The 21,745-nt window shown below is 63.5% G+C and carries 16 protein-coding genes; 8 read left to right on the forward strand and 8 right to left on the reverse strand.

The genetic code is table 11. The annotated features are described in order from the left end of the window. Positions 1 to 180 precede the first annotated feature (180 nt). Together A3E77_RS05085 and A3E77_RS05090 are read left to right on the forward strand one after the other, a co-directional pair. The gene (locus A3E77_RS05085) at positions 181 to 2,328 is read left to right on the forward strand and encodes a catalase (RefSeq protein ID WP_293643809.1); all 2,148 of its coding nucleotides are present in this window, start codon (positions 181 to 183) and stop codon (positions 2,326 to 2,328) included. Positions 2,329 to 2,340: 12 nt separating this feature from the next. After that, positions 2,341 to 3,573: an NAD(P)/FAD-dependent oxidoreductase gene (locus tag A3E77_RS05090; RefSeq protein ID WP_293643811.1), complete on the forward strand. Its 1,233-nt coding sequence runs from the start codon at positions 2,341 to 2,343 to the stop codon at positions 3,571 to 3,573. Between the two features lie 2 nt (positions 3,574 to 3,575). On the opposite strand, the gene A3E77_RS05095 is transcribed toward A3E77_RS05090, so the two are convergent. Next, entirely contained in the window at positions 3,576 to 4,718 is a 1,143-nt protein-coding gene (locus A3E77_RS05095; RefSeq protein ID WP_293643813.1) for an MFS transporter, read from the reverse strand. Further along, positions 4,715 to 5,374, reverse strand: a complete 660-nt coding sequence (locus tag A3E77_RS05100; RefSeq protein WP_293643815.1) for a TetR/AcrR family transcriptional regulator — start codon at positions 5,372 to 5,374, stop codon at positions 4,715 to 4,717. The genes A3E77_RS05095 and A3E77_RS05100 overlap by 4 nt, the downstream gene beginning before the upstream one ends. 153 nt (positions 5,375 to 5,527) lie before the next feature. Between A3E77_RS05100 and A3E77_RS05105 the strand changes: the two genes are divergently transcribed. Genes A3E77_RS05105 through A3E77_RS05120 form a run of 4 tightly spaced genes read left to right on the forward strand, consistent with a single transcriptional unit; the run spans position 5,528 to position 10,718 of the window. After that, complete coding sequence (locus tag A3E77_RS05105; protein WP_293643817.1) at positions 5,528 to 7,759, forward strand: TonB-dependent receptor; 2,232 nt, start codon at positions 5,528 to 5,530, stop codon at positions 7,757 to 7,759. A gap of 57 nt (positions 7,760 to 7,816) precedes the next feature. Next, on the forward strand, positions 7,817 to 9,097 hold the full coding sequence (locus A3E77_RS05110) for an aminotransferase class III-fold pyridoxal phosphate-dependent enzyme (RefSeq protein ID WP_293643819.1): 1,281 nt from the start codon (positions 7,817 to 7,819) through the stop codon (positions 9,095 to 9,097). A 2-nt stretch (positions 9,098 to 9,099) separates the two neighbouring features. Further along, the gene (locus tag A3E77_RS05115) at positions 9,100 to 10,050 is read left to right on the forward strand and encodes a carbohydrate kinase family protein (protein WP_293643821.1); all 951 of its coding nucleotides are present in this window, start codon (positions 9,100 to 9,102) and stop codon (positions 10,048 to 10,050) included. Then, positions 10,047 to 10,718, forward strand: a complete 672-nt coding sequence (locus A3E77_RS05120; protein ID WP_293643823.1) for a class II aldolase/adducin family protein — start codon at positions 10,047 to 10,049, stop codon at positions 10,716 to 10,718. Before A3E77_RS05115 ends, A3E77_RS05120 begins: the two co-directional genes overlap by 4 nt. Positions 10,719 to 10,893: 175 nt before the next feature. Here A3E77_RS05120 and guaA read toward each other — a convergent pair whose 3' ends face one another. After that, positions 10,894 to 12,480 (reverse strand): glutamine-hydrolyzing GMP synthase, encoded by a 1,587-nt coding sequence (guaA, locus tag A3E77_RS05125; RefSeq protein ID WP_293643825.1) that lies wholly within the window; start codon positions 12,478 to 12,480, stop codon positions 10,894 to 10,896. Positions 12,481 to 12,679: 199 nt separating this feature from the next. Between guaA and A3E77_RS05130 the strand changes: the two genes are divergently transcribed. Next, positions 12,680 to 15,094, forward strand: coding sequence for a TonB-dependent receptor plug domain-containing protein (locus A3E77_RS05130; RefSeq protein WP_293643827.1), 2,415 nt, complete (start codon positions 12,680 to 12,682; stop codon positions 15,092 to 15,094). Here A3E77_RS05130 and A3E77_RS05135 read toward each other — a convergent pair. From A3E77_RS05135 to A3E77_RS05150, 4 genes are all read right to left on the reverse strand, one after another. Continuing rightward, positions 15,091 to 16,143: a glycosyltransferase family 4 protein gene (locus A3E77_RS05135; RefSeq protein WP_293643829.1), complete on the reverse strand. Its 1,053-nt coding sequence runs from the start codon at positions 16,141 to 16,143 to the stop codon at positions 15,091 to 15,093. The genes A3E77_RS05130 and A3E77_RS05135 overlap by 4 nt on opposite strands. 12 nt (positions 16,144 to 16,155) lie before the next feature. After that, positions 16,156 to 17,037 carry a UDP-2,3-diacylglucosamine diphosphatase gene (locus tag A3E77_RS05140; protein WP_293643831.1) on the reverse strand — a complete coding sequence of 294 codons (882 nt, stop codon included), beginning with the start codon at positions 17,035 to 17,037 and terminating at the stop codon, positions 16,156 to 16,158. Positions 17,038 to 17,187: 150 nt separating this feature from the next. Further along, positions 17,188 to 18,621 (reverse strand): aldehyde dehydrogenase family protein, encoded by a 1,434-nt coding sequence (locus A3E77_RS05145; RefSeq protein ID WP_293643833.1) that lies wholly within the window; start codon positions 18,619 to 18,621, stop codon positions 17,188 to 17,190. Positions 18,622 to 18,757: 136 nt separating this feature from the next. Further along, positions 18,758 to 20,404, reverse strand: coding sequence for an acetolactate synthase large subunit (locus A3E77_RS05150; RefSeq protein WP_293643835.1), 1,647 nt, complete (start codon positions 20,402 to 20,404; stop codon positions 18,758 to 18,760). Between the two features lie 296 nt (positions 20,405 to 20,700). Between A3E77_RS05150 and A3E77_RS05155 the strand changes: the two genes are divergently transcribed. Then, complete coding sequence (locus tag A3E77_RS05155) at positions 20,701 to 21,261, forward strand: hypothetical protein (protein ID WP_293643837.1); 561 nt, start codon at positions 20,701 to 20,703, stop codon at positions 21,259 to 21,261. 48 nt (positions 21,262 to 21,309) lie between these two features. Here the strand turns inward: A3E77_RS05155 and A3E77_RS05160 are convergent. Continuing rightward, a partial coding sequence (locus A3E77_RS05160) for a cobaltochelatase CobT-related protein (protein ID WP_458574412.1) occupies positions 21,310 to 21,745 on the reverse strand: 436 nt, incomplete at its 5' end.

Here is a 21,745-nt window from a genome sequence, read left to right on the forward strand (position 1 = left end):
TTATTGGAACCGATACATCCAAAAGATCCAGTCGCTGATGGATATGCAAAGCTGGCTGCCCGGACGGAGCGCGCGTGCGATGGCCGATCAGAAAGAGCGAGAGAAAGCGACACGCCGCGAAACCTAAGCGCGAGCGGGGGGTTGGGGAGGCAAGCCCCTCAAAAATTCAAGGAACCGATCATGGCTAAGAAGCATGCGCCGTCCCCCGCGAACGACCACGCCCTTCACAGCCATCAGCCGGGAGCGTTTCGTCCAGCTCCGACCGATCCCCGGGGCAATGGCGATGAACTACATCAGGACGCCGGAGATCAGGTGGAGGACGCGGCGGCCTGCCTGACCGATAATTTCGGCCACCGCATTTCAGACAACCAGAATTCGCTGCGCGCCGGCGAGCGCGGGCCTACGCTGCTCGAGGATTTCGTCCTCCGCGAGAAGATCTTCCATTTCGACCACGAGCGCATTCCGGAGCGGATCGTTCATGCCCGCGGGTCGGGCGCGCACGGCGTGTTTGAATGCACCAAGGCGATCCCCGGGCTGACCAAGGCGTCCATCCTGCAGAAGGAAGGCGCGACCTGTCCGGTGTTCGTGCGCTTCTCGACCGTCGCGGGCGGCGCCGGTTCGGTCGACACCCCGCGCGACGTGCGCGGCTTTGCGGTGAAGCTCTATACGGAAAGCGGCAACTGGGATCTCGTCGGCAACAACATCCCGGTTTTCTTCATCCAGGATGCCATGAAATTCCCCGATCTCGTGCACAGCGTGAAGATGGAGGCCGACCGCGGCTATCCGCAGGCTGCCAGCGCGCACGACACCTTCTGGGACTTCATCGGCCTGATGCCCGAGGCGATGCACATGATCATGTGGGCGATGTCCGACCGCACGATCCCGCGCAGCCTGCGCATGATGGAGGGTTTCGGCGTCCACACCTTCCGCTTCGTCAATGAAAAGGGCGAGGGAAAATTCGTCAAATTCCACTGGAAGCCGGTGCTCGGCATCCAGTCGACGACGTGGGACGAGGCGGTCAAGATTGCCGGCGCCGATCCCGATTTTCACCGCCGCGACCTGTTCGAGGCGATCGACGCGGGCGATTTCCCGGCGTGGGATCTCGGCGTGCAGGTCTTTGACGAGGCGTTCGCCAAAAAGCAGCCCTTTGACGTCCTCGACGCGACCAAGCTGATTCCCGAGGAGGACGTCCCCGTCGAGATCGTCGGCCGCATGACGCTCAACCGCAATGTCGACAATTTCTTTGCCGAGACCGAGCAAGTCGCCTTCCTGCCGTCGAACATCATTCCGGGCATTGATTTCAGCAACGATCCGCTGCTTCAGGGCCGCCTCTTTTCCTATCTCGACACGCAAAAGTCGCGGCTGGGGACGACCAATTTCCACCAGATCCCGATCAACGCGCCCAAATGCCCGTTCCACAATTTTCAGCGCGACGGGATGATGCAGACGCTCGTCCCGACCGGGCGCGCCAATTACGAACCCAACAGCTTGGCCGAAGCAGGCGAAAATGGGGGGCCGCGTGCGAGCGCCGAGACAGGCTTCAGAACCTTCGAGGCCAACGACGAACGGAACGATCCGGCACAGAAGCTGCGTACCCGCGCCGAACTGTTCGCCGATCATTTCAGCCAGGCTAGGATGTTCTACTTGTCGCAGACCGAAAATGAACAGGCGCATATCGCCTCGGCGCTGGTGTTTGAACTGTCGAAGGTCACGCTTGATCATGTCCGCGCGCGCGTTGTCGGGCAGCTTCGCAACATTGACGAGGATTTGGCGAAACGCGTTGCCGCAGGCCTCGCGATCGATCTGCCCACAAAGGAAAAGGCCGCGCGCACGCCGGTCGAACTCAAACCCTCCGATGCGCTGTCGATCCAGAAAAACGCCGACGATATGATGGAAGGCCGCAAGGTGGCGATCCTTTTTGCCGAAGGGTCGGACAAGGCCGCGATCAATGCCCTGAAAAGCCAGGTCGAAGATGCGGGCGGATCGGTGTTTCTGGTCGCGCCCAAAGTGGGTGGCATCAAGGTCAAGGGCGGGACGCTCAAGGCCGACGGCCAGCTCGCTGGCTCCCCCTCGGTGCTGTTCGATGCGGTCGCGTCGATCCTGACCGACGAACAGGCCAGGGCGCTGTCGGCGCAAGGCGCGGCGGTGCAGTGGTTCATGGACGCCTATGGGCATTGCAAGACGATCGCGCATGACGCGGCGACGCAAATCCTGCTGGACAAGGCAGGGGTCGAACGGGACGGCGGTGTCGTTGCGATCGAGGCCTTCGTCGATGTGGGTACGCGGCGTCACTGGGCGCGCGAAGCCGCGGTGCGCGATCTTGCCTGATCGTTCGTCGCTGTGAGCCCGGCATCGGCGACCCATCATCGCGACCTCCGCACCGGCCAGTCGATCTGGTCGGCGCGGCGGCGCCCGTCGATCGAGGAAAAGCCGCTGACCCGCGATGTCGCCTGCGACATCGTGGTGGTCGGCGCCGGCATTTCCGGCGCGCTGATCGCCGAGCAGCTGTCCGATGCGGGGTTCGATGTCGTTATCGTCGATCGCCGGGGCCCCGTCGAGGGTTCGACCGCCGCCTCGACCGCGATGCTGCAATATGAGATCGATACGCCGCTCCATCAAATGGCCGAACGGATCGGCCGAGACAAAGCCGAGCGCATCTGGCGCCGCTCACGCCAATCGGTCGACGCGCTGCGCGAACGAACCGAGAGGCTTGGCCTCGACGTCGACGGCGCAACCCGCGGCTCGATCTATCTGGACGGCAATCTGCTCGATGCGGCAGGGCTTGCGCGCGAAGCCGAAGCGCGGCGACGGGCGGGATTCGAGATCGAATTGCTCAAACCCGCGCAGGTCGAGGATCGTTACGGCATCAAGGGCCGTCATGCGATCATCGGTTACGGCAATTACTCGGCCGATCCGCGCCGCTTGGCAGCAGGCTATCTGAATGTGGCGATTTCGCGAGGCGCGCGGCTCTATTCGCCCGTCGATATCTGCGACATCATGGCGACGCACGCGGGCGTAACGCTGGTCTCGGCGCGCGGGCCGACTATTCGCGCGCGCCATGTCGTCATGGCGACGGGCTATGAGATGATGAAAGGCATCCCGCGCAAGGGAAACAAGATCATCTCAAGCTGGTCGATCGCGACCCGTCCGCAGCCCCGCGCGATCTGGCCGACCGCCGCCATGATCTGGGAAGCCGCCGATCCTTATCTTTACATTCGTACAACCCCCGCAGGAGAAATCATCTGCGGCGGAGAGGATGAGGAGATCGCCGACGCGGGCGAGCGCGACGCCAAACTGGCGGCCAAGACCGAAATCTTGTCCCGAAAGCTCGCCGCCCTGCTGCCCCACATCGACGCAACCCCGTCGAAGGCCTGGGCCGGCAGTTTCGGCGACAGTCCGGTCGGCACGCCAACCATCGGCCGTATTCCGCGTATGCCGAACTGCTACGCCGCGATGGGATATGGCGGCAACGGCATAACCTTTTCGATGATGGCAGCCCAGATTCTGCGGGGACTGATATGCGGCTATGGCGACGCCGATGCCGACTTGGTGAGTTTTCACCGGACCTTCTAATATCAGCTCGGGGGTTGCGCTCTCGTCGAGAGGCTCGCCGTGGTCGCCAGAAGCAGGAAGGCGCAGCCCGCAAAAGCCAGCGCAGCATTGATTGAATAAGCGCCCACAGCCACGCCGACGAGCGAGGGGAGAAGGGCGGCTCCACCAAGCTGGAAAGCGGTCAGATACAGCACGGCACGGCGGCCGGGATCTATTTCGATCAGCCAGCCGGCGAAGAAGGGCAGAGTGAACAGCCAGACGAAGCCGAAAGCGATGCTGACCAAGACGATTGCCGCAGCGCTGCCGCGCCCGAGATAGAAGGCGCCGACCAGTGCCGCGGCCGCGATGGCGCAGGCGATGATGGTCGGACGGTTGGGCAGCCTTTCGCCAAAGCGCGCAGCTGCGAGCGCGCCGACGACCTGCGCCACCAGGCATAGCGAGACGGCCGTCCCTTCAAAGGTCGGCGGATAGCCATAATGGATGAGCCATAGCCCGAAATAGCCCCAGACCGAGACGATCGCGCCGAGGAACAGGCCGGCGCAGGCGAGGGCCGTCAGGCTGGCGGGCGTCAACGCCCCGCGTTCGCTATCGGGGGCGGTCGGGCGAAGAGTTGTCGGAAGCGCCAGTGACGTTGTGGCGGCGACCACCCCGGCAATCGCCAATGCAGCAAGCGCCGCATCGACGCGCGATCCGGATAGGGTGGCTGCCGACAGGGCTGCGGCCACGACCGCCTGGATCAGCGTCTGAACGGCAAGGAAGATCGCGCTGGCGCGCTCGACGCGCACGACGCGCGATATAGCCACGAGCGCGATCGAGACGAGAATGCCCTCGCTGAATCCCGCTGTGGCGCGCGCGAACGACAATATCATCATGCCCGACTGGCCGATGAGGAGAATGTTGATCGCGGCGATCGCCAGTCCCGCTGCGGTGCCGACCACGCGCGCGCCCACCCGCCGTAGCAATCCGATACCGGCGAGCGATCCCGGCACGATCGCGAGCATCTCGATGGTCACCAAATTTCCGACCTGCGCATCGGCGATCCGCCCCTCCTGGACCAGTGCGCCCAGCAGCACCGGATGCACACCGAGCACGAGCAGCGCACAGGACCCGATCAGAATCGACAGCGCGAGGGTGCGGCCGCTGACGACCGTCGCCTCCGCGATCACGCGGACTGGCCCTTTGCGCGCAACGGCAGATATTCGGGCAGGAAGGTCCGCGAATAAGCGATGCGCGCGCGGCGGGCCTGTTCTTCCATGTCGTCGGTGATGTGGCCGTGGCGGTGGATCGACAGCGCCCAGATCGCATCGTTTATGACGATCACCTCGACGAGCCGATCCAGCAGGTCGGGGATCTCGGGCATCAGGAACATCTGCGTCATCAATTCGATGCTGCGGCCCGCGGTGACGAAATTGCTGTCGAGGTCCTGAACCCGGATATCGGAAGACCAGGCGGGGCCTTCGAGCAGGACCTGACGCGCGGCCGGATGCTCGTTGAACCATTTCTGGGCCGCGCGATATTGTATGGTCTGCAGATCCTGCCAGCTTTCGACATGGTCGGGGACGTCGGTCAGCACCCGTTCCTCGAAGCGCTTCAGATAGCGTTCGGCCAGCGCGCTGAACACGAGCTGAGGTTCGGGGAAGAAGTGATAGATCGACGGCGGCGAGATGCCGACTTCGGTGGCGATTGCCGGGATGCTGATCGCGGCTGGCGGAAGCTTGTCGAGCAGTCGTTCGGCGCCATCCAGAATCGCCTCGAAACGGGCCCGACTTCGCTTCTGCGCGGGGCGCCTGATCTCGGCCCTGGTCACATCATTCTTCGTCATGCGCGCTCCCGTCATCACATCATCTTTGGGAAAATTGCACATAAATCAACAAAAATTCCGAATAGAGATCGAGAATTTTTAATTTTCTTGACACATCGACGGATTCGCATCCACAAAATCGGAAAATATTCCGATATGGAGAAGGGGACGGTGATGAAACGCGGTTTTGCTATGCTTTCGGTCTCGCTGCTGGCGCTTGCGCCGGTGACGGTCTTTGCGCAGGATGCCAGCGCGTCGGCGGAGGCCGCAGCGTCCGACGACGGGATCGGCGAGATCGTCGTCACCGCACAGCGGCGCAAACAGAATATCCAGGATGTTCCGATCAGCATCACCGCGATCAGCGGCGAGGCCTTGACTGAGGTCGGCATCCGCGACCCGCGCGACCTGTCGATCCTCGTCCCCGGGCTGTCGTCGCAGGCGGGCACGTCGGCGACGACGACCTCGCTGTTTCTGCGCGGCGTCGGCATCGGGGATTTCAACTCGAACACCACCGGCGCAGTCGGTGTCTATGTCGACGACGTCTTTCTCGGCGCGAACGCCGGCAAGCTGTTCAACGTCTTCGACAGTGAAGGCATCGAGGTGCTCAAGGGGCCGCAGGGCACGCTCTATGGCCGGAACACCACCGCGGGTGCCATCCGCTTTTCGTCGCGCAAGCCGACCGACGAATTCAGCGCGAATGCGGCTGTTTCCTATGGGCGCTTCAACGAAGTGCAAATCGAAGGCGGCGTTGGCGGTCCGATTGCAGGCGATGTGCTAAAGGCGCGTGTTGCCGGCACTTATCTCCGCCGCGACGGCTGGCTGCTGAACCGGGTGACGGGGAACAAGCTCAACGACCTCGACATGTGGGCTGGCCGCGCGATCGTCGATTTCACGCCAAGCCCGGACATCTTGATCCGGGCGATCGTCCATGGCGGGCAGAACCGCGGCGGCGCGCGCCAGTTCCAGCATCGCGGATCGGGCATCGATTTCGCCGGTAACCCCATCTTCGCCGACGGCGTGCCGCTCGACGGCCTCGGATATGCCGACACGGACGGCGACCTCAACGCCGGCGATTACGATATCGAGGGGCAGGAGCGCGTCAATGTGGTCGGCGGCTCGCTGACCGCGAACATCGACATGGGCGGCGTCTCGCTGACCTCGATCAGCGCCTATGAACAGGTCCGCCGCACGACGGTCGAGGACACCGACGCCAGCCCGAACAATGTTCTGACCGCGACCTATATCGACCGGCCGCAGCAGTTCAGCCAGGAAATCCGCCTCCAGTCCAAGGGCGAAAACAGCGTCAACTGGATCGTCGGCGGCTATTATTTCCACGACAAGCTGGTAACCGAAAGCGCGTTCGACATCCTGCGCGTCTTCCGCGATCCCGACGACCTGCTCGGGACACTCGACCCGGTCAATTCGATCGGCAATTTCGCCTATCCTTATACGCAAAAGACCGAAAGCTGGGCTGCATTCGCGCAGGCCGACGTCAAGTTGACCGACCGGCTGACGTTGACCGGAGGGCTGCGCTATTCGAGCGACAGCATCGATTTCGATTTCCGCAGCCTCTTCGACGATGTCGTTACCGTTCCGGTGCTCGATTTCACCGGGTCGAAGACCTTCAAGGATCTGTCCTGGCGCGCGGCGCTGTCTTTCCAGGCGACCGACGACCTGCTGTTCTACGCCTCGTCGTCGAAGGGGTATAACAGCGGGGGTTTCGCCGGCGGTTCGTCGAGCGATCCGGCGCAGCTTCAGCCCTTCCGTTCGGAAAAGCTCTACGCCTATGAGGCGGGGTTCAAGAGCGACCTGCTCGATCGCAAACTGCGCTTCAACGCCGCCGCATTCTATTATGATTATCGCAATCTGCAGGTTTTCGTTTTCGACACCTCGGGCGTCCTGCCGGTGCAGCGCAAGCTCAATGCGGGCAACGCCGAGCTTTACGGGCTCGAGGTCGAATTGCAGGCGCGCCCGTCGCGCAATTTCAACGCCTTCGTCAACGCCAGCCTGCTGCACGCACGTTACAAGGATTTCACCGCTCTCGCGGCGGAAGATTATTCGGGGAACAAGCTGGTCAATGCGCCTGAGGTGGCGATTTCGGCAGGCTTCTCGCTGACTCAGCCGCTGCCTGGCGACAGCGCGCTGCGACTGCGCGTCGATGGTAGCCTGCAGTCGGAAACTTTCCTGACCCCCGACAATCTGCAGGCCAATCGCGTCAAACCTTATGGCGTCGGCAACGCGCGCCTGTCGTGGCTGTCGCCCGATGAGGATATCGACGTTGCGCTGTGGGCGAAAAATTTCACCGGCACGCGCTATATCACCTACATCTCGCCCGTCGTGACGATGGACCAGATTAATTATAACGACCCCGCGACATACGGCATCCAGGCCGTCGTCAAATTCTAGGAACCCCTCCCGGCGCATCGCACGGGCGGCGTGCCGGGTATGACAAGCGAGATCGACATGAACAGGACGCAGGATACGGCGCTCCGCGCGCGCGCGCTCAAGGTCATTCCGAACGGCATGTACGGCCATGAATCGGTGCGGATGCTGCCCGCCAGCTTCCCGCAATTCTTCAGCCGCGCCGAAGGCGCTTATATCTGGGATGCCGACGGCAACCGTTACCTCGATTATATGTGCGCTTATGGTCCCAGCCTGCTCGGCTATCGCGACGAGCGCGTCGAGGCGGCGGCGCTGGCGCAGGCGGCCTTGGGCGATACGCTGACCGGCCCATCGCCCCTGATGGTCGATCTGGCCGAAACGTTGGTTTCGATGGTCGAACATGCCGACTGGGCGATGTTTTGCAAGAACGGCACCGACGCGACGACGATGGCAATGAGCAGCGCCCGCGCGCAGACTGGCAAGCGCGTCGTGCTGGTCGCGCAGGGGGCCTATCATGGTGCCGCGCCCTGGTGCACGCCGATCCCCGCGGGCACGGTGCCCGAAGACCGCGCCCATGTGCGCACCTATATGTATAATGACGTCCCCAGTCTGGAAGCGGCGGTGGCCGCCGCTGGCGATGACCTTGCCGCGATCTTTGCCTCGCCGTTCCGCCACGACGCTTTCATCGATCAGGAGGCGCCCGATCCGGCCTATGCCCGCCGCGCCCGGGAACTTTGCGACCTTGCGGGCGCGATGCTGATCGTCGACGAGGTTCGCGCAGGTTTCCGCCTTGCGCGCGGCAGCAGCTGGGCCGAACTTGGTGTCCATCCCGACCTCAGCGCATGGGGCAAATGCTTCGCCAACGGTCATCCGATTTCGGCGCTGCTGGGGTCGGATAGCTGCCGCGACGGAGCGGGGGCAATTTATGCGACGGGGTCCTTCTGGCTGTCGGCGATACCGATGGCAGCGGCGATTGAGACGCTGCGCATCATTCGCGAGACCGACTATATCGAGCACACGGTCCGCCTTGGCGGGCGGCTGCGCAACGGGCTCGACGCTGCGGCATCGAAACATGGCTTCACCCTGCGCCAGACCGGCCCCGTCCAAATGCCGCAGATCATGTTTGCCGAAGATCCCGATTTCCGCGTCGGTTACGGCTGGGCCGAAGAGATGCTGGCGCGTGGCATTTATATGCACCCCTGGCACAACATGTTCCTGTGCGCGGCGATGACCGATGCCGATATCGACGCCACCGTCGCGGCCGCAGACGCGGCTTTTGCGGCGCTCGCGGCGCGGCGCGCGACGCTGGAGCCGCACCCGGTCCTCGTCATGCTCGCGGCCGCGCAGGCGGAGCACGCCTGATCGTGGACGAGCCGCTCGACCTGCTCGCGATCGGGCTGACGACGATCGACATCACTGTCCATCCGGTCGCCTCGCTGCCCGAGGGCGAGGGCGGGCAGCTCGTCGAGACGATCGCACTATCGCCCGCCGGAACGGCAGGAGGCACCGCGCTGGTTGCGCGCGCGCTCGGGCTGGAGGTCGCGATCGCCTCCGCGGTTGGCGCCGACCCGCAGGGCCAGCTGGCGCGGTCGATGTTCGACGCGGTGGGGGTCGATACCCGCCTGCTGGAAACCGACCGCGATAGGCCGACATCGACGACGGTATTGCCGATCCGACCGAACGGCGACCGGCCGAACTGGCACATGATGGGCGCGAGCATCTTTGCGCCGGTCACCGACGCTGTCGTTGCGGCGAGCCGGCGCGCCGCTTCGGTTCATTGGGCTGCCGTCGGCTTTCCCGGCGTGGCCGGGCATGGCGCGAGCCTGCTGCGCGATGCTCGGGCAAACGGGGCCTTTACCTCGTGCGACCTGATTGCGCCGACGGAAGCAGCGCAGGCCGATCTCGACGATCTGTTGCCGCACATAGATCTGTTCATGCCCAGTATTGTCGAAGTGCGCGCGCTGGCGGGCACCGAGGATCCTGTCGAGGGCGCGCGGCGCTTCATCGCGCGCGGTGCCGGCGGTTGCCTGGTCAAGATGGGGGCGAAGGGCGCATTGCTCGTGCTGCCCGACGGGCAGATCCACGCACCCGCGCACCGAATCGACCCGGTCGATACGACCAGCTGCGGCGACAGCCTGTGCGCCGGTTTCCTCGCCGCGCGGCGGCGCGGGATGGACACGGCAGCGGCGCTGCGGTTCGCGGTCGCCGTGGCGGCGCAGGTCGCGCTGGGCGTCGGGACATTGGGCCGGCTCGGCGGCTTTGATGGCACGCTGGCATTTGTCCGCGACACGCCGACGATGGAGAAATTTCGATGACCGAAGCCGACGCCCGCCAGCAACTGGTCGATGCGATGCGTACGCTCGATGCCCGCGGGCTCAATCGCGGGACATCGGGCAATCTGTCGGTGCGGTTCGGATCGGGGATGTTCGTTACCCCGTCGGGTGTGACTCCCGATCGCCTGACGCCGGATATGACGGTGTTCGTCGATGCCGACGGCAGCGTCGCCGCCGGCGCTGCGCGGCCGTCAAGCGAGTGGCAGATGCACATGGGCATCTATCTGCGGCGGGCCGACGCGCAAGCGATTGTGCACTGCCATGCGCGTCACTCGACGATCCTCGCCTGCGCCCACCGCGAAATCCCTCCGCTTCACTACATGGTCGCGGTTGGCGGCGGTGCGAGCGTGCCGGTCGCTCCCTATGCCACTTTCGGCAGCGACGAACTGGCGGGGCACGTCGTGCAAACGCTGGAAGGGCGGCGTGCCTGCCTGATGGCGAATCACGGGCTTATCGCGCTTGGCCCCAGCCTGCCCCTAGCCATGGCAATTGCGGAAGAAATCGAGGAGCAGGCGGCGGTTTACTGCGGGACTCTTGCGATCGGCGGTCCCAAGCTGCTGGACCATGCGGAGATGGACAGGATACTTGATGCCTTTGGACGATATGGTCAGCGTGACCGTGAACCTGGCAAGGCGACGGGAAACGATTGACCGTCGGCTTTCTCGTTTAACCCGCCAGAAGCGGCCCGACGGACTTCGGCCAGCCTCCGCTAGTTCCTCTTCGCCATTTTGAGGGCGAGCGATAGGCATGCGGAAAGGCTGGCTGGAGGGCGCGCCTCGCTGGGTCATATAGGCTCAGGCCGCGGAAAGGCGGTGACCAGCCCCATTATTCCCACTCGATCGTGCCCGGCGGCTTTGACGTGTAATCATAGACCACGCGGTTGATGCCCTGCACCTCGTTGATGATGCGCGTCGCGCAGCGGCTGAGGAAGCTCGCGTCGAAGGGATAGATGTCGGCGGTCATGCCGTCGGTCGAGGTCACGGCGCGCAGCGCGCAGACATGGTCGTACGTGCGCCCGTCGCCCATCACGCCGACGGTCTTGACGGGCAGCAGCACCGCAAACGCCTGCCAGATCGCATCATAGAGCCCGGCGCTGCGGATCTCGTCGAGATAGACGGCGTCGGCCTTGCGCAGAATGTCGCAGCGTTCTTTCGACACTTCGCCGGGAATCCGGATCGCAAGGCCGGGGCCGGGGAAGGGGTGGCGGCCGACGAAAATGTCGGGAAGGCCAAGCTCCTTGCCGAGCAGGCGCACCTCGTCCTTGAACAGTTCGCGTAAGGGTTCGACCAGCGCCATCTTCATCCGCGCGGGCAGGCCGCCGACATTGTGGTGGCTCTTGATCGTGACGCTCGGCCCGCCGGTAAACGACACGCTTTCGATAACGTCCGGGTAGAGTGTGCCTTGGGCGAGGAAATCGGCACCGCCGAGCTTCTGCGCTTCCTCGTCGAACACGTTGATGAATTCGCCGCCGATGAACTTGCGCTTCGCCTCTGGGTCGGTGACGCCGGCGAGCCCCGCCATGAAGCGTTCCTCGGCGTCGACCACGACCAGCGGGATATTGTAATGGTCGCGGAACAGCCGCTCGACCTGTTCGCGCTCGTTCATGCGCAGCAGGCCGTGGTCGACAAATACGCAGGTCAGCTGCTCGCCGATCGCTTCGTGGATCAGCACCGCGGCGACCGCGCTGTCGACGCCGCCCGACAGGCCGCACAGCACGCGCTTGTCGCCGACCTGAGCACGGATTTCGGCGATCTTGGTGGCGCGAAATTCGGCCATCGTCCAGTCGCCGCTGCAACCGCAGACGTGGCGGACGAAATTTGCGATCAGCTTGGCGCCGTCGGGGGTATGCACGACCTCGGGGTGGAACTGTGTGCCATAATAGCGGCGCTCGTCGTCGGCGATGAGGGCGAAGGGCGCGCCGTCGCTCACTGCGACAATGCGGAAGCCGGGGGCAAATTCGGTGACCTTGTCGCCGTGGCTCATCCACACCTGATGCCGCTCGCCGACGTCCCACAATCCATCGAACAACACGCAGGGTTCGGTGACGGTCAGGAAGGCGCGGCCGAATTCGCCGTCGCGCTCGCCGTCGGCGCCGCCAGGCTCCACCTGTCCGCCGAGTTGCTGGCTCATCACCTGCTGCCCGTAACAGATGCCCAGGATAGGAAGACCGCTTTCAAAGATCGATTGCGGCGCGCGCGGGCTGCCGTCGGCGGGGACCGATGCGGGCGACCCCGACAGGATCACGCCCTTCGGCTGCATCCGTTCGAGCGCGGCCTCGGCGGCGTTGAACGGGACGATCTCGCTATAGACCCCGGCTTCGCGGACGCGGCGGGCGATAAGCTGGGTCACCTGGCTGCCGAAGTCGACGATCAGGATGGATTCGGGCGGAGCGGAGAAGTCTGGAGTCGGCATGGGTGGCCGATAAGGGCGAAGGCCCATGCTGTCCAGCGGTCGATATGGACCGCCCGTCGAACGGGCATGGTCTCGACACATTGTTGCGACAATTGCGCGACATAGATGAACCATGAACAAAGCGCGTCGTCAGCGGGCGTTCAGCGCGGTCATGCAAAGAAAATACGAACACACAAAAAGAAACAAAGGTTCTCCCCCAATGAATAGCTATTGTCTTTCGATTTCCGCGCGTGCTGCGCTGCTGGCGGCGGGGGCGTCGTTTGCGCTGCCGGTGCTGGCCCAGGCGCCGATCGGCCCACCGGCCGCCGCCGCTGTCGCGGACCAGCCCGCCGAGTCCGTGCCGGCTGCGCCCGAAACGGTCGAGGATGCCTATGACGATTACAGCGAGGACGAGATCATCGTCACCGCGCCGCGCCTTGCGGGACAACTCGACACCGACATCAAGGCCGAGGCCGAACTCGATGAGGCCGCGATCGCAAGCTATGGCGTATCGAACGTCTCCGAACTGCTCGACGCGCTGGCGCCGCAGACGCGCTCGGGTCGCGGACGCGGCGGCGGTCGGCCGATCATCCTCATCAACGGGCGCCGCATCGGCGGCTTTGGCGAGGTGCGCAACCTGCCGCCTGAAGCGATCGCCAAGGTTGAGGTTTTTCCCGAAGAAGTCGCGCTGCAATATGGCTATTCGGCCGACGAGCGCGTCGTCAACATGGTGCTCAAGCCCAATTTCCGCCAGATCGCCGTGGAGGGGGAGGGCGGCATCCCGACGCAGGGCGGCCGGTTCCAGAGCGAAATCGAACCTAGCTTTCTGATGATCGGCGACAATGGGCGCGTCAACGTCAATGCGGGCTGGGAGCACAAGACGATGTTGCTCGAAAGCGAACGCGACCTCGATTATGACGATCCCGCGCAGGCGGCGGAGGCTCCCGCGCGCAGTCTGCTCGGCGCGTCCGACCAATATTCGATCGACGCGACGATCCAGCGCAGCCTGAACAAAGTGACCGATGCGTCGATCAACGTTCGCTTCGACCAGACCGACAGCCTGTCCTTGCTTGGCCCCGGTGTCGGCGGGGTATCCGATCCGCTGGAGCGTGACAGCCGCAGTCGCAACCTCACCACCACGGCGAGCGTCAACGGGATGCTCGGTGACTGGCGCTGGTCGGTGTCGGGCAATTATGCCGATGCCGACCAACTGACTTTCACCGACCGGATCAACGGCGACCGCGATCGCTTCGACAGCAGCCAGCAGACCTTCGGCGGCAACGCCAATCTGTCGGGCACAGTGACCGAGGGATGGGCCGGGCCGATCCGCCTGTCGATGACCGGCAGCTATTCAGGTTTGCGGTTCGACAGCCGGTCGGAAAATGCGAATGGAATTGCCACGACCGACCTCGCGCGCGACCTGCCGGGGGTGTTCGGGTCGCTGACCGTGCCCTTGCTCGACCCGGAGTATGAGGTCGGCAACATCGGCCGGGTCTCGCTGACGCTGAGCGGACAGGTGCAGAATCCCAGCGATTTTGCGGCGCTCAAAAGCTGGGGCGCGAATCTCAACTGGGGGGTCACCGACAATCTGTCGCTGATCGCCAGCTTCAACCAGGACGAAGCGGCGCCCGGCATCCAGCAACTCGGCGCCGCGCCGTTGGTGACCGACGGCGTCACCTATTACGACATCCGCACGGGCCAGACTGTGCAGATCACGACGACGACCGGCGGCAATCCCTTCCTGCTCGCCGAACAGCGCCGCGACCTGAAACTTGGGCTCAACTGGTCGCCGCCGATGGTCGAAGGATTGAATCTCTCGATCAACTACAACAGCAACAAAAGCTATGACACGTCGAACAGCCTTCCCCTGCTGACCCCGGAAATCGAGGCCGCGTTCCCCGACCGGGTGACGCGCGACGCCAATGGGGTGCTGCTCGCGATTGACCAGCGGCCGGTCAATTTTGATCGCGCCGAAAATTCGCAGATCCGCTGGGGCCTCAATTTCGGCAAAAGCTTCGGCCAGCAGGAACAGCGTCGGCCCGGCGCGGGCGGTCCCGGCGGCGATGGTGCACGGCCGACCGGCCGCCCCGGCGGCGGTCCGCGCGCGGGCGGCGGTCGCGGTCCGGGTGGTCCCGGCGGCCGGTTCGGCGGTCCGCAGGGCGGGCGCTGGCAGGTGTCGCTCTATCATACGATCAAGCTGACCGACACGGTGCTGATCCGTCCCGGCGTTCCCGAACTCGACCTGCTCAACGGTTCGGCCACCGGCAGCGGCGGCGGCAGCAACCGGCATCTGTTTGAACTCGACGGCGGGCTGTTCAACAAGGGTATGGGCGTCCGGCTCAGCGCCAAATATGACAGCGGCAGCACGGTCACGGGCAGCACCGCGGGCGACCTGAAATTCGGCGACCTCGCGACGTTCAACCTGCGCTTTTTCGTCGACCTGAACCAGAAACCGAAATTGCTCGAAACGCTGCCTTTCCTGAAGGGATCGCGATTGCGGCTGTCGGTCGACAATATCTTCGACGCCCAGCGCAAGGTCACGAACGCCAGCGGCGTCGTGCCGCTCAATTATCAGCCCGGCTATATCGACCCGCTCGGCCGCTATATCGAGCTGGAGTGGCGCAAGACCTTCTAGGCGGCGAGTTCCTTTGCGCCGAGCGGCGTGCTGGGCGCGGGTTCCGACGGGACGAAGGTCAGGGCTTTGGCGAATTGCGCCGTGCAGTTCGTCCAGCTGTAGCGCGCGCCCAGCGCCTCGGCGTCGGCGCGGTCGCACGCCAGCGCGGTGTCGATCGCCCGGCCCAGATCGTTGTCGAGCGCGCCCGCGCCGCCCGTTACGATGTCGCCGGGACCCGGCACCGGAAAGGCCGCGACGGGCGTGCCGCAACTCAGCGCTTCGATGACCACAAGGCCGAAGGTGTCGGTTCGGCTGGGGAATACGAAAACGTCGGCGCCGGCATAGGCCGAAGCGAGCGTCTCGCCGCCTAGCTTGCCCAGGAACAGGGCCTGCGGGTGCTGCGCTTTCAGATCGGCCAGCGCGGGCCCTTCGCCGACGATCACCTTGGTGCCCGGCCGGTCGCATTCGAGGAAGGCGCCGATGTTCTTTTCCACCGCGACGCGGCCGACATAAAGCTGAATCGGGCGTGTGAGGCCCGCAAAAGCCGGATGCGGCGCGCGGTCCGGGCGGAACAGGTCGTGATCGACGCCGCGTTCCCACATCATCGTCTGGCCCAGGCCCTGTCCGGCCAGTTCGCGGGACAGGCTGCGCGTTGCGACCATGATATGGCGCGCCGGTCGATGGAACCAGCGAATGAAGCGCCAAACCGTGGCGGGCGAGATCGGGAACCGCGCCGCGACATATTCGGGAAAGCGGGTGTGATAGGCTGTGGTGAATGGAAATCCGTTTTTCAGGCACCAACGCCGCGCCGCGAGCCCGAGTGGGCCTTCGGTCGAAATATGGATCGCCTGCGGGGCAAAGGCGCGGATATGCCGCCCGACTTTACGCCAGCCGGCGAAGGCCAGCCGGATTTCAGGGTAGGAGGGGCAGGGCACCGAGCGGAACAGGTCGGGAGAGATTACGCCGACCTCGTGCCCACCGGCGCGCAGTTCGCCGATCGTGGCCTGCAACGTCCGCACGACGCCATTGACCTGCGGTTCCCAGGCGTCGGTGACGATGAGAATCCTCATGCCGGCCAATCCCTATGCCGCCCGCGCAGGGGCAGGCAGCTGGAGCTTTGTCGGGGCCGACCGCGCCGCGACCTCTTCGGCCCATTGGAGAATCTCCATCGTGCCGTCATGGTGCTCGACCAGCGCCGTACAGCCTTCAACCCAGTCGCCGTCGTTATAATATTCGGTGCCCTCGATCTCGCGCATCTCGGCGCTGTGGATGTGGCCGCACACGACGCCATCGACCCCGCGCGAGCGCGCGGCGTGGGCGACGACTTCTTCATAGCGGCCGATAAACTGGACCGCATTTTTGACCTTGTGCTTGGCGACCATTGAAAGCGACCAATAGGGCAGGCCGAACGCACTGCGGATGCGGTTCACCACCACATTGCACTTCATCAGCGCGGTGTAGGCGGCGTCGCCGACAAAGGCGAGCCAGCGGTGCGCGAGCATCACCGCATCGAACTCGTCGCCGTGAACGACGAGCAATTTGCGGCCGTCGGCGGTTTCGTGGATCGCCTCGCGGCGTATCTCGACCCCGCCGAAATCGAAGCCGTCAAACGGCTTCACCATCTCGTCATGGTTGCCGGGGACATAGACCACGCGCGTGCCGCGCTTCGCGCGCTTCAGCACGCGCCACACGACGTCATTATGCTCGGGCGGCCAGAAATGGCGCTTTTTCAGCCGCCAGCCGTCGATGATGTCACCGACCAAATACAGCGTCTCGCAATCGACATGGTCGAAAAAGTCGATCAGCATTGCGGCGTTGCAGCCGCGCGTGCCGAGATGAATGTCGCTGACCCACACCGTGCGATAGCTCCGCCGTTCGCCGATCAACCGTTCGGGCACATGCGGGTCGGTCGTGAAGGGGTCGGGAAAGCGGGCGGGGATCGGCAGGGTCGAAATCGATGCCATGTCACACTCCGAAGGCAGTCTTTGCTGCCCCCGGCGTAGACAGGAGTTTTGTTACAGCGTGCGAATCAAAGCCGCGACAGTTTGAAGAAAGTTCAGCGGCAGGTTTGTGACGTTGCCTATTTGACACATATGAGGTTAACCATGATCCAATCAGGTTCGTCGAATCACCAAATTCCTGATTTCGCTCATATCTTCCATCGCGAAACGCACGCCTTCGCGGCCAAGCCCACTGTCCTTCACCCCGCCATAAGGCATATTGTCGACGCGGTAGGAGGACACGTCATTGACGACGATCCCCCCGACGTCGAGATGATCCCATGCGCTGAGCACCTTGTGCAAGTCGCTGGTAAACAGCCCTGCCTGGAGCCCGAACTTGCTGTCATTGACCTCGGCGAGTGCGTCTTCCCAGTTTGAAAATTTCGACAGGATGACGACGGGGCCGAACGCTTCCTCGCGCACCACATCGGTATCGCCGGGGACATTCTCGAGCAGCGCGGCTTCGAGCATATTGCCGTCGCAGCCGCCGCCCGCGAGCAAGGTTGCGCCTGCGGCCACCGCATCGTCGATCCAGCCCTTCAGCCGCTGTGCTTCCTTTACCGAAATCATCGGCCCGATGAACGTATCGCGATGCTTCGGATCGCCCGATTTCAGCGTCTTGACCTTGGCGGCGAGCATGTCGCGGAAACGGTCGTAGATATCCTCGTGGATGATCACGCGCTGCACATGGATGCAGCTTTGCCCCGACTGATAATAGCCGCCGAAGATGATCCGCGCGAGCGCATGATCCAGATCGGCATCCTTGTCGACGACCACCGCGGCGTTGCCGCCGAGTTCGAGCACGACCTTCTTCTTGCCCGCCTTCGCCTTCAAATCCCAGCCGACGCCGGGCGATCCGGTGAAGCTCAGTAATTTCAGCCGCTCGTCGGTCGTGAACAAGTCGGCGCCCGCGCGGGTCGCGGGCAGGATACTGAACGCGCCCTCGGGCAAGATATCGCACTCGGCGAGCACTTCGCCCATGATGATCGCGCCCAATGGCGTCAGCGACGCGGGCTTCATCACAAAGGGACAGCCGATCGCGATCGCGGGGGCGATCTTGTGCGCCGCTAGGTTGAGCGGGAAATTGAACGGCGAGATAAAGCTGCACGGCCCGATCGGCACTCGCTTCCACATTCCCATATAGCCCTTGGCGCGCGCCGAAATGTCGAGTGGCTGGACCTCGCCATAATTGCGCGTCGCTTCCTCTGCGGCGATGCGGAAGGTATCGATCAGGCGCGTGACCTCACCCTCGCTGTCGGCGATCGGTTTGCCTGCCTCGACGCAGAGCGCATAGGCGAGCTCGTCGAACCGCTCCTGAAAGCGCGCGACGCAATGACTGAGCACGTCGCGCTTCTCATAGCTCGCGAGGCGTGCCATCGGCTCGGCGGCGCGCACGGCGCCCGCGATCGCTTCGTCGATGACGTCGGGGGTCGCGAGCGCGGTGCGGAATGCAACTTCGCCGGTGAATTTGTCGATCACCTCGAGGTCGGTGTTCGGCTGCACCGCCTTGTTGTTGAGGTAGAGCGGGTAGACGGTTTTGAGTTTCATGCGCTTACTCCCCCCTCCTGCTTGCGGGAGGGGTCGGGGGTGGGCCAGCAACGGTGCGGTATGCCCACCCCGCTGCGACTAGCGAGCAAGCTCGCAAGTCTCTCTGCCCCTCCCGCTTGCGGGAGGGGAGTTAACGTTACAAATTCTTCGATAACCGTTTGATGTCATTATTCAAAATCTGGTCGTTCTCCGAATAATCGACCGGGCAGTCGATCAGATGCACTCCCGGCGTATCGCGCGTATGCGCGAGCAGTTCCTTCAGATGTGCCGCGCTTTCGACGCGATACCCGTTCGCGCCATAGCTTTCGGCATATTTTACGAAATCGGGGTTGCCATAGGTCAGCCCCCAGTCCTTGAAGCCCATGTTTGCCTGTTTCCAGCGGATCATCCCATAGCTGTTGTCATTGAGGATCAGCACGGTGATGTTGAGGCCCAGGCGCACCGCGGTCTCCATCTCCTGGCTGTTCATCATGAAGCCGCCGTCGCCGCAGATCGCCATGACCTTGCGGTTCGGATAGAGCATCGCCGACATCATCGCGCTCGGCAGCCCCGCGCCCATCGTCGCGAGCGCATTGTCGAGCAGCACGGTGTTCGGCTTGCACGCGGTATAGCCGCGCGCGAACCAGATCTTGTAGACGCCGTTGTCGAGACAGATGATCCCGTCGTCGGGCATCGCGTCGCGGACTGACTGCACCAGATGCGGCGGAAAGATGGGGAAACGCGCGTCCTTCGCCAGCGGCGCGGTATGATCGACCTCGGCCTGGCGATAGGCGAGCAGATGGTCGAATTTCCAGCCGCCGTTCGGGACGATGTCTTCCTTCATCTGCCACACCGCGTTGGCGATATCGCCGATCACCTCGATGTCGGGGAAATAGACGGGGTCGACCTCGGCGGTCTTGGTCGACACATGGATCACCGTCGGCCCGCCGCGCTGCATGAAAAAGGGCGGCTTTTCGATCACATCATGGCCCAGGTTGACGATGCAATCCGACGCCTCGACCGCGCGGTGGACGAAATCGCCGGATGACAGCGCGGCGCAGCCGAGGAATTTCGGATGCCGCTCATCGATCACGCCCTTGCCGAGCTGGGTGGTGAGGAAGGGGATGCCGGTCTTTTCGATAAATTGCAGCAGCATCCGGCTGGTCATCGTGCGGTTTGCACCCGCGCCGATGACAAGGACGGGCGAGGTTGCATTTTCGAGCGCCTTCACCGCCTCGCGGATCGATTTCACATCGGCGGTCGGTCGCCGGACATGGCTGCGTTTCAGCGGAAGGCTGTCGGTATGCTCGTCGGCGATATCCTCGGGCAGTTCGATATGCACCGCGCCGGGCTTTTCCTCTTCGGCGAGGCGAATGGCTTCGCGCACCCGGCTCGGGATATTGTCCGATGAGGCCATCTGGTGGGTAAATTTGGTGATCGGCCCCATCATCGCGACGACGTCGAGGATCTGGAAGCGCCCCTGTTTCGATTTCTTGATCGGTTTTTGCCCCGTGATCATCATCATCGGCATCCCGCCGAGCTGCGCATAGGCCGCCGCGGTGACGAAGTTCGTCGCGCCGGGGCCCAGCGTCGCGAGGCAGACGCCGGTCTTGCCGGTGTGGCGGCCGTAAGTCGCAGCCATGAAGCCCGCGCCCTGTTCGTGGCGCGTCAGGATCAGCTTGATCTTGGTCGAGCGCGACAGGCTGTCGAGGAAATCGAGATTCTCTTCACCCGGAACGCCGAAAATATATTCGACGCCCTCTTCCTCCAGGCACTCGATGAACAGGTCGGATGCTTTTTTCATGTGTCAGTCGCCCCCTCAGCCACGCACCACCCCGGTGCGGCTCCAAGTCATGCCGGCGACCCTTCAGCACAATGTCGTTGCAGCGGCGCTCGTCATAGGCCGCGAGTCCCTGCTGCATCGGGAAGCGGTTGTAACGAGGGGTAAAGGCGTTGTCATCCGGCGATGCGGTCGCGGCGATCGTCCATCCGCCAAAGTTTTCGTAAAGGGATTGCAAAGCATAAAAACGCCCCTATCCAATCGGATTCAGGGACGTTTGAAATCTACCGGGGGGCAGGATGCGTAAATTGACAATGACGATGCTTGGGCTGGCGATGCTGGTTCAGCCGGTGGCCTCATTGGCGAAGGAAAAAGAACCAAAGCCTGTCGAACTGAACGAGACCGAACTCGCAGCCTTGCAGAAACGCGAAATTCCCGCGGGCGTCGATGTCGTGTTCCGTTCTTCCATCTCTGCCTTGCAGGAGATGAGCTATGTCAACATCAATGCCAGCAAGGATGCGGGAACGATTACCGCAGAAACCGATGCCAAATCCAAACTGGTCTATAATATCTTTTGGGGCTTCGGTAAGAAGAAGCTGACCCAGCTGGCGTCGGTTTTCGTCGAGCCGATTTCTCCGACACTCACACGCATGTCGATCAAGCTGCAAACGGTCGAAGCCAAGGCGCGGATGGGTTCATCCTATTCGGATGGCAAGCCGGTGGTCTTTGCCGAACCCTATAATGCCTTCTACACCGAGTTTGAAAAGGCGCTGTCGGTGCGGATGGCTGAAGCGGCGGCTGCCGTTGCTCCGGTCGCGGTTGTTCCGGCAGATGAGGCTGCCGCGACAGCTGCCGCAATTCCGGCGGAGCCGACGCCATAGGCGCACGAACAGGATTGGCGCGGCGTCGGGTTTCCCCCGACGACCGGGTCAATCGACGTCGAACAATCCCGCGAGCTGTTCGACCATCGTGCCGCCCAGTTGTTCGGCATCCATGATCGTGACGGCGCGGCTGTAATAGCGGGTGACGTCGTGGCCGATGCCGATCGCGCACAGCTCGACGGGTGAGCGGTTTTCGATCCATTCGATGACCTGGCGCAGATGCTGGTCCAGATAGGCGCCATGGTTCACCGACAGCGTGCTGTCGTCGACCGGCGCGCCATCGGAGATCACCATTAATATCTTGCGTTCCTCCGGGCGGCCGATGATGCGGCTGTGTGCCCAGGTCAGCGCCTCGCCGTCGATGTTTTCCTTCAGCAGCCCCTCGCGCATCATCAGCCCCAGCGACTTGCGCGCGCGGCGATAGGGTTCGTCGGCGGGCTTGTAGATGATGTGGCGCAGGTCGTTGAGGCGGCCGGGGTGCGGC

Origin of the sequence: Sphingopyxis sp. RIFCSPHIGHO2_12_FULL_65_19 (genome assembly GCF_001830555.1) — a bacterium.
Lineage (GTDB): Bacteria > Pseudomonadota > Alphaproteobacteria > Sphingomonadales > Sphingomonadaceae > Sphingopyxis.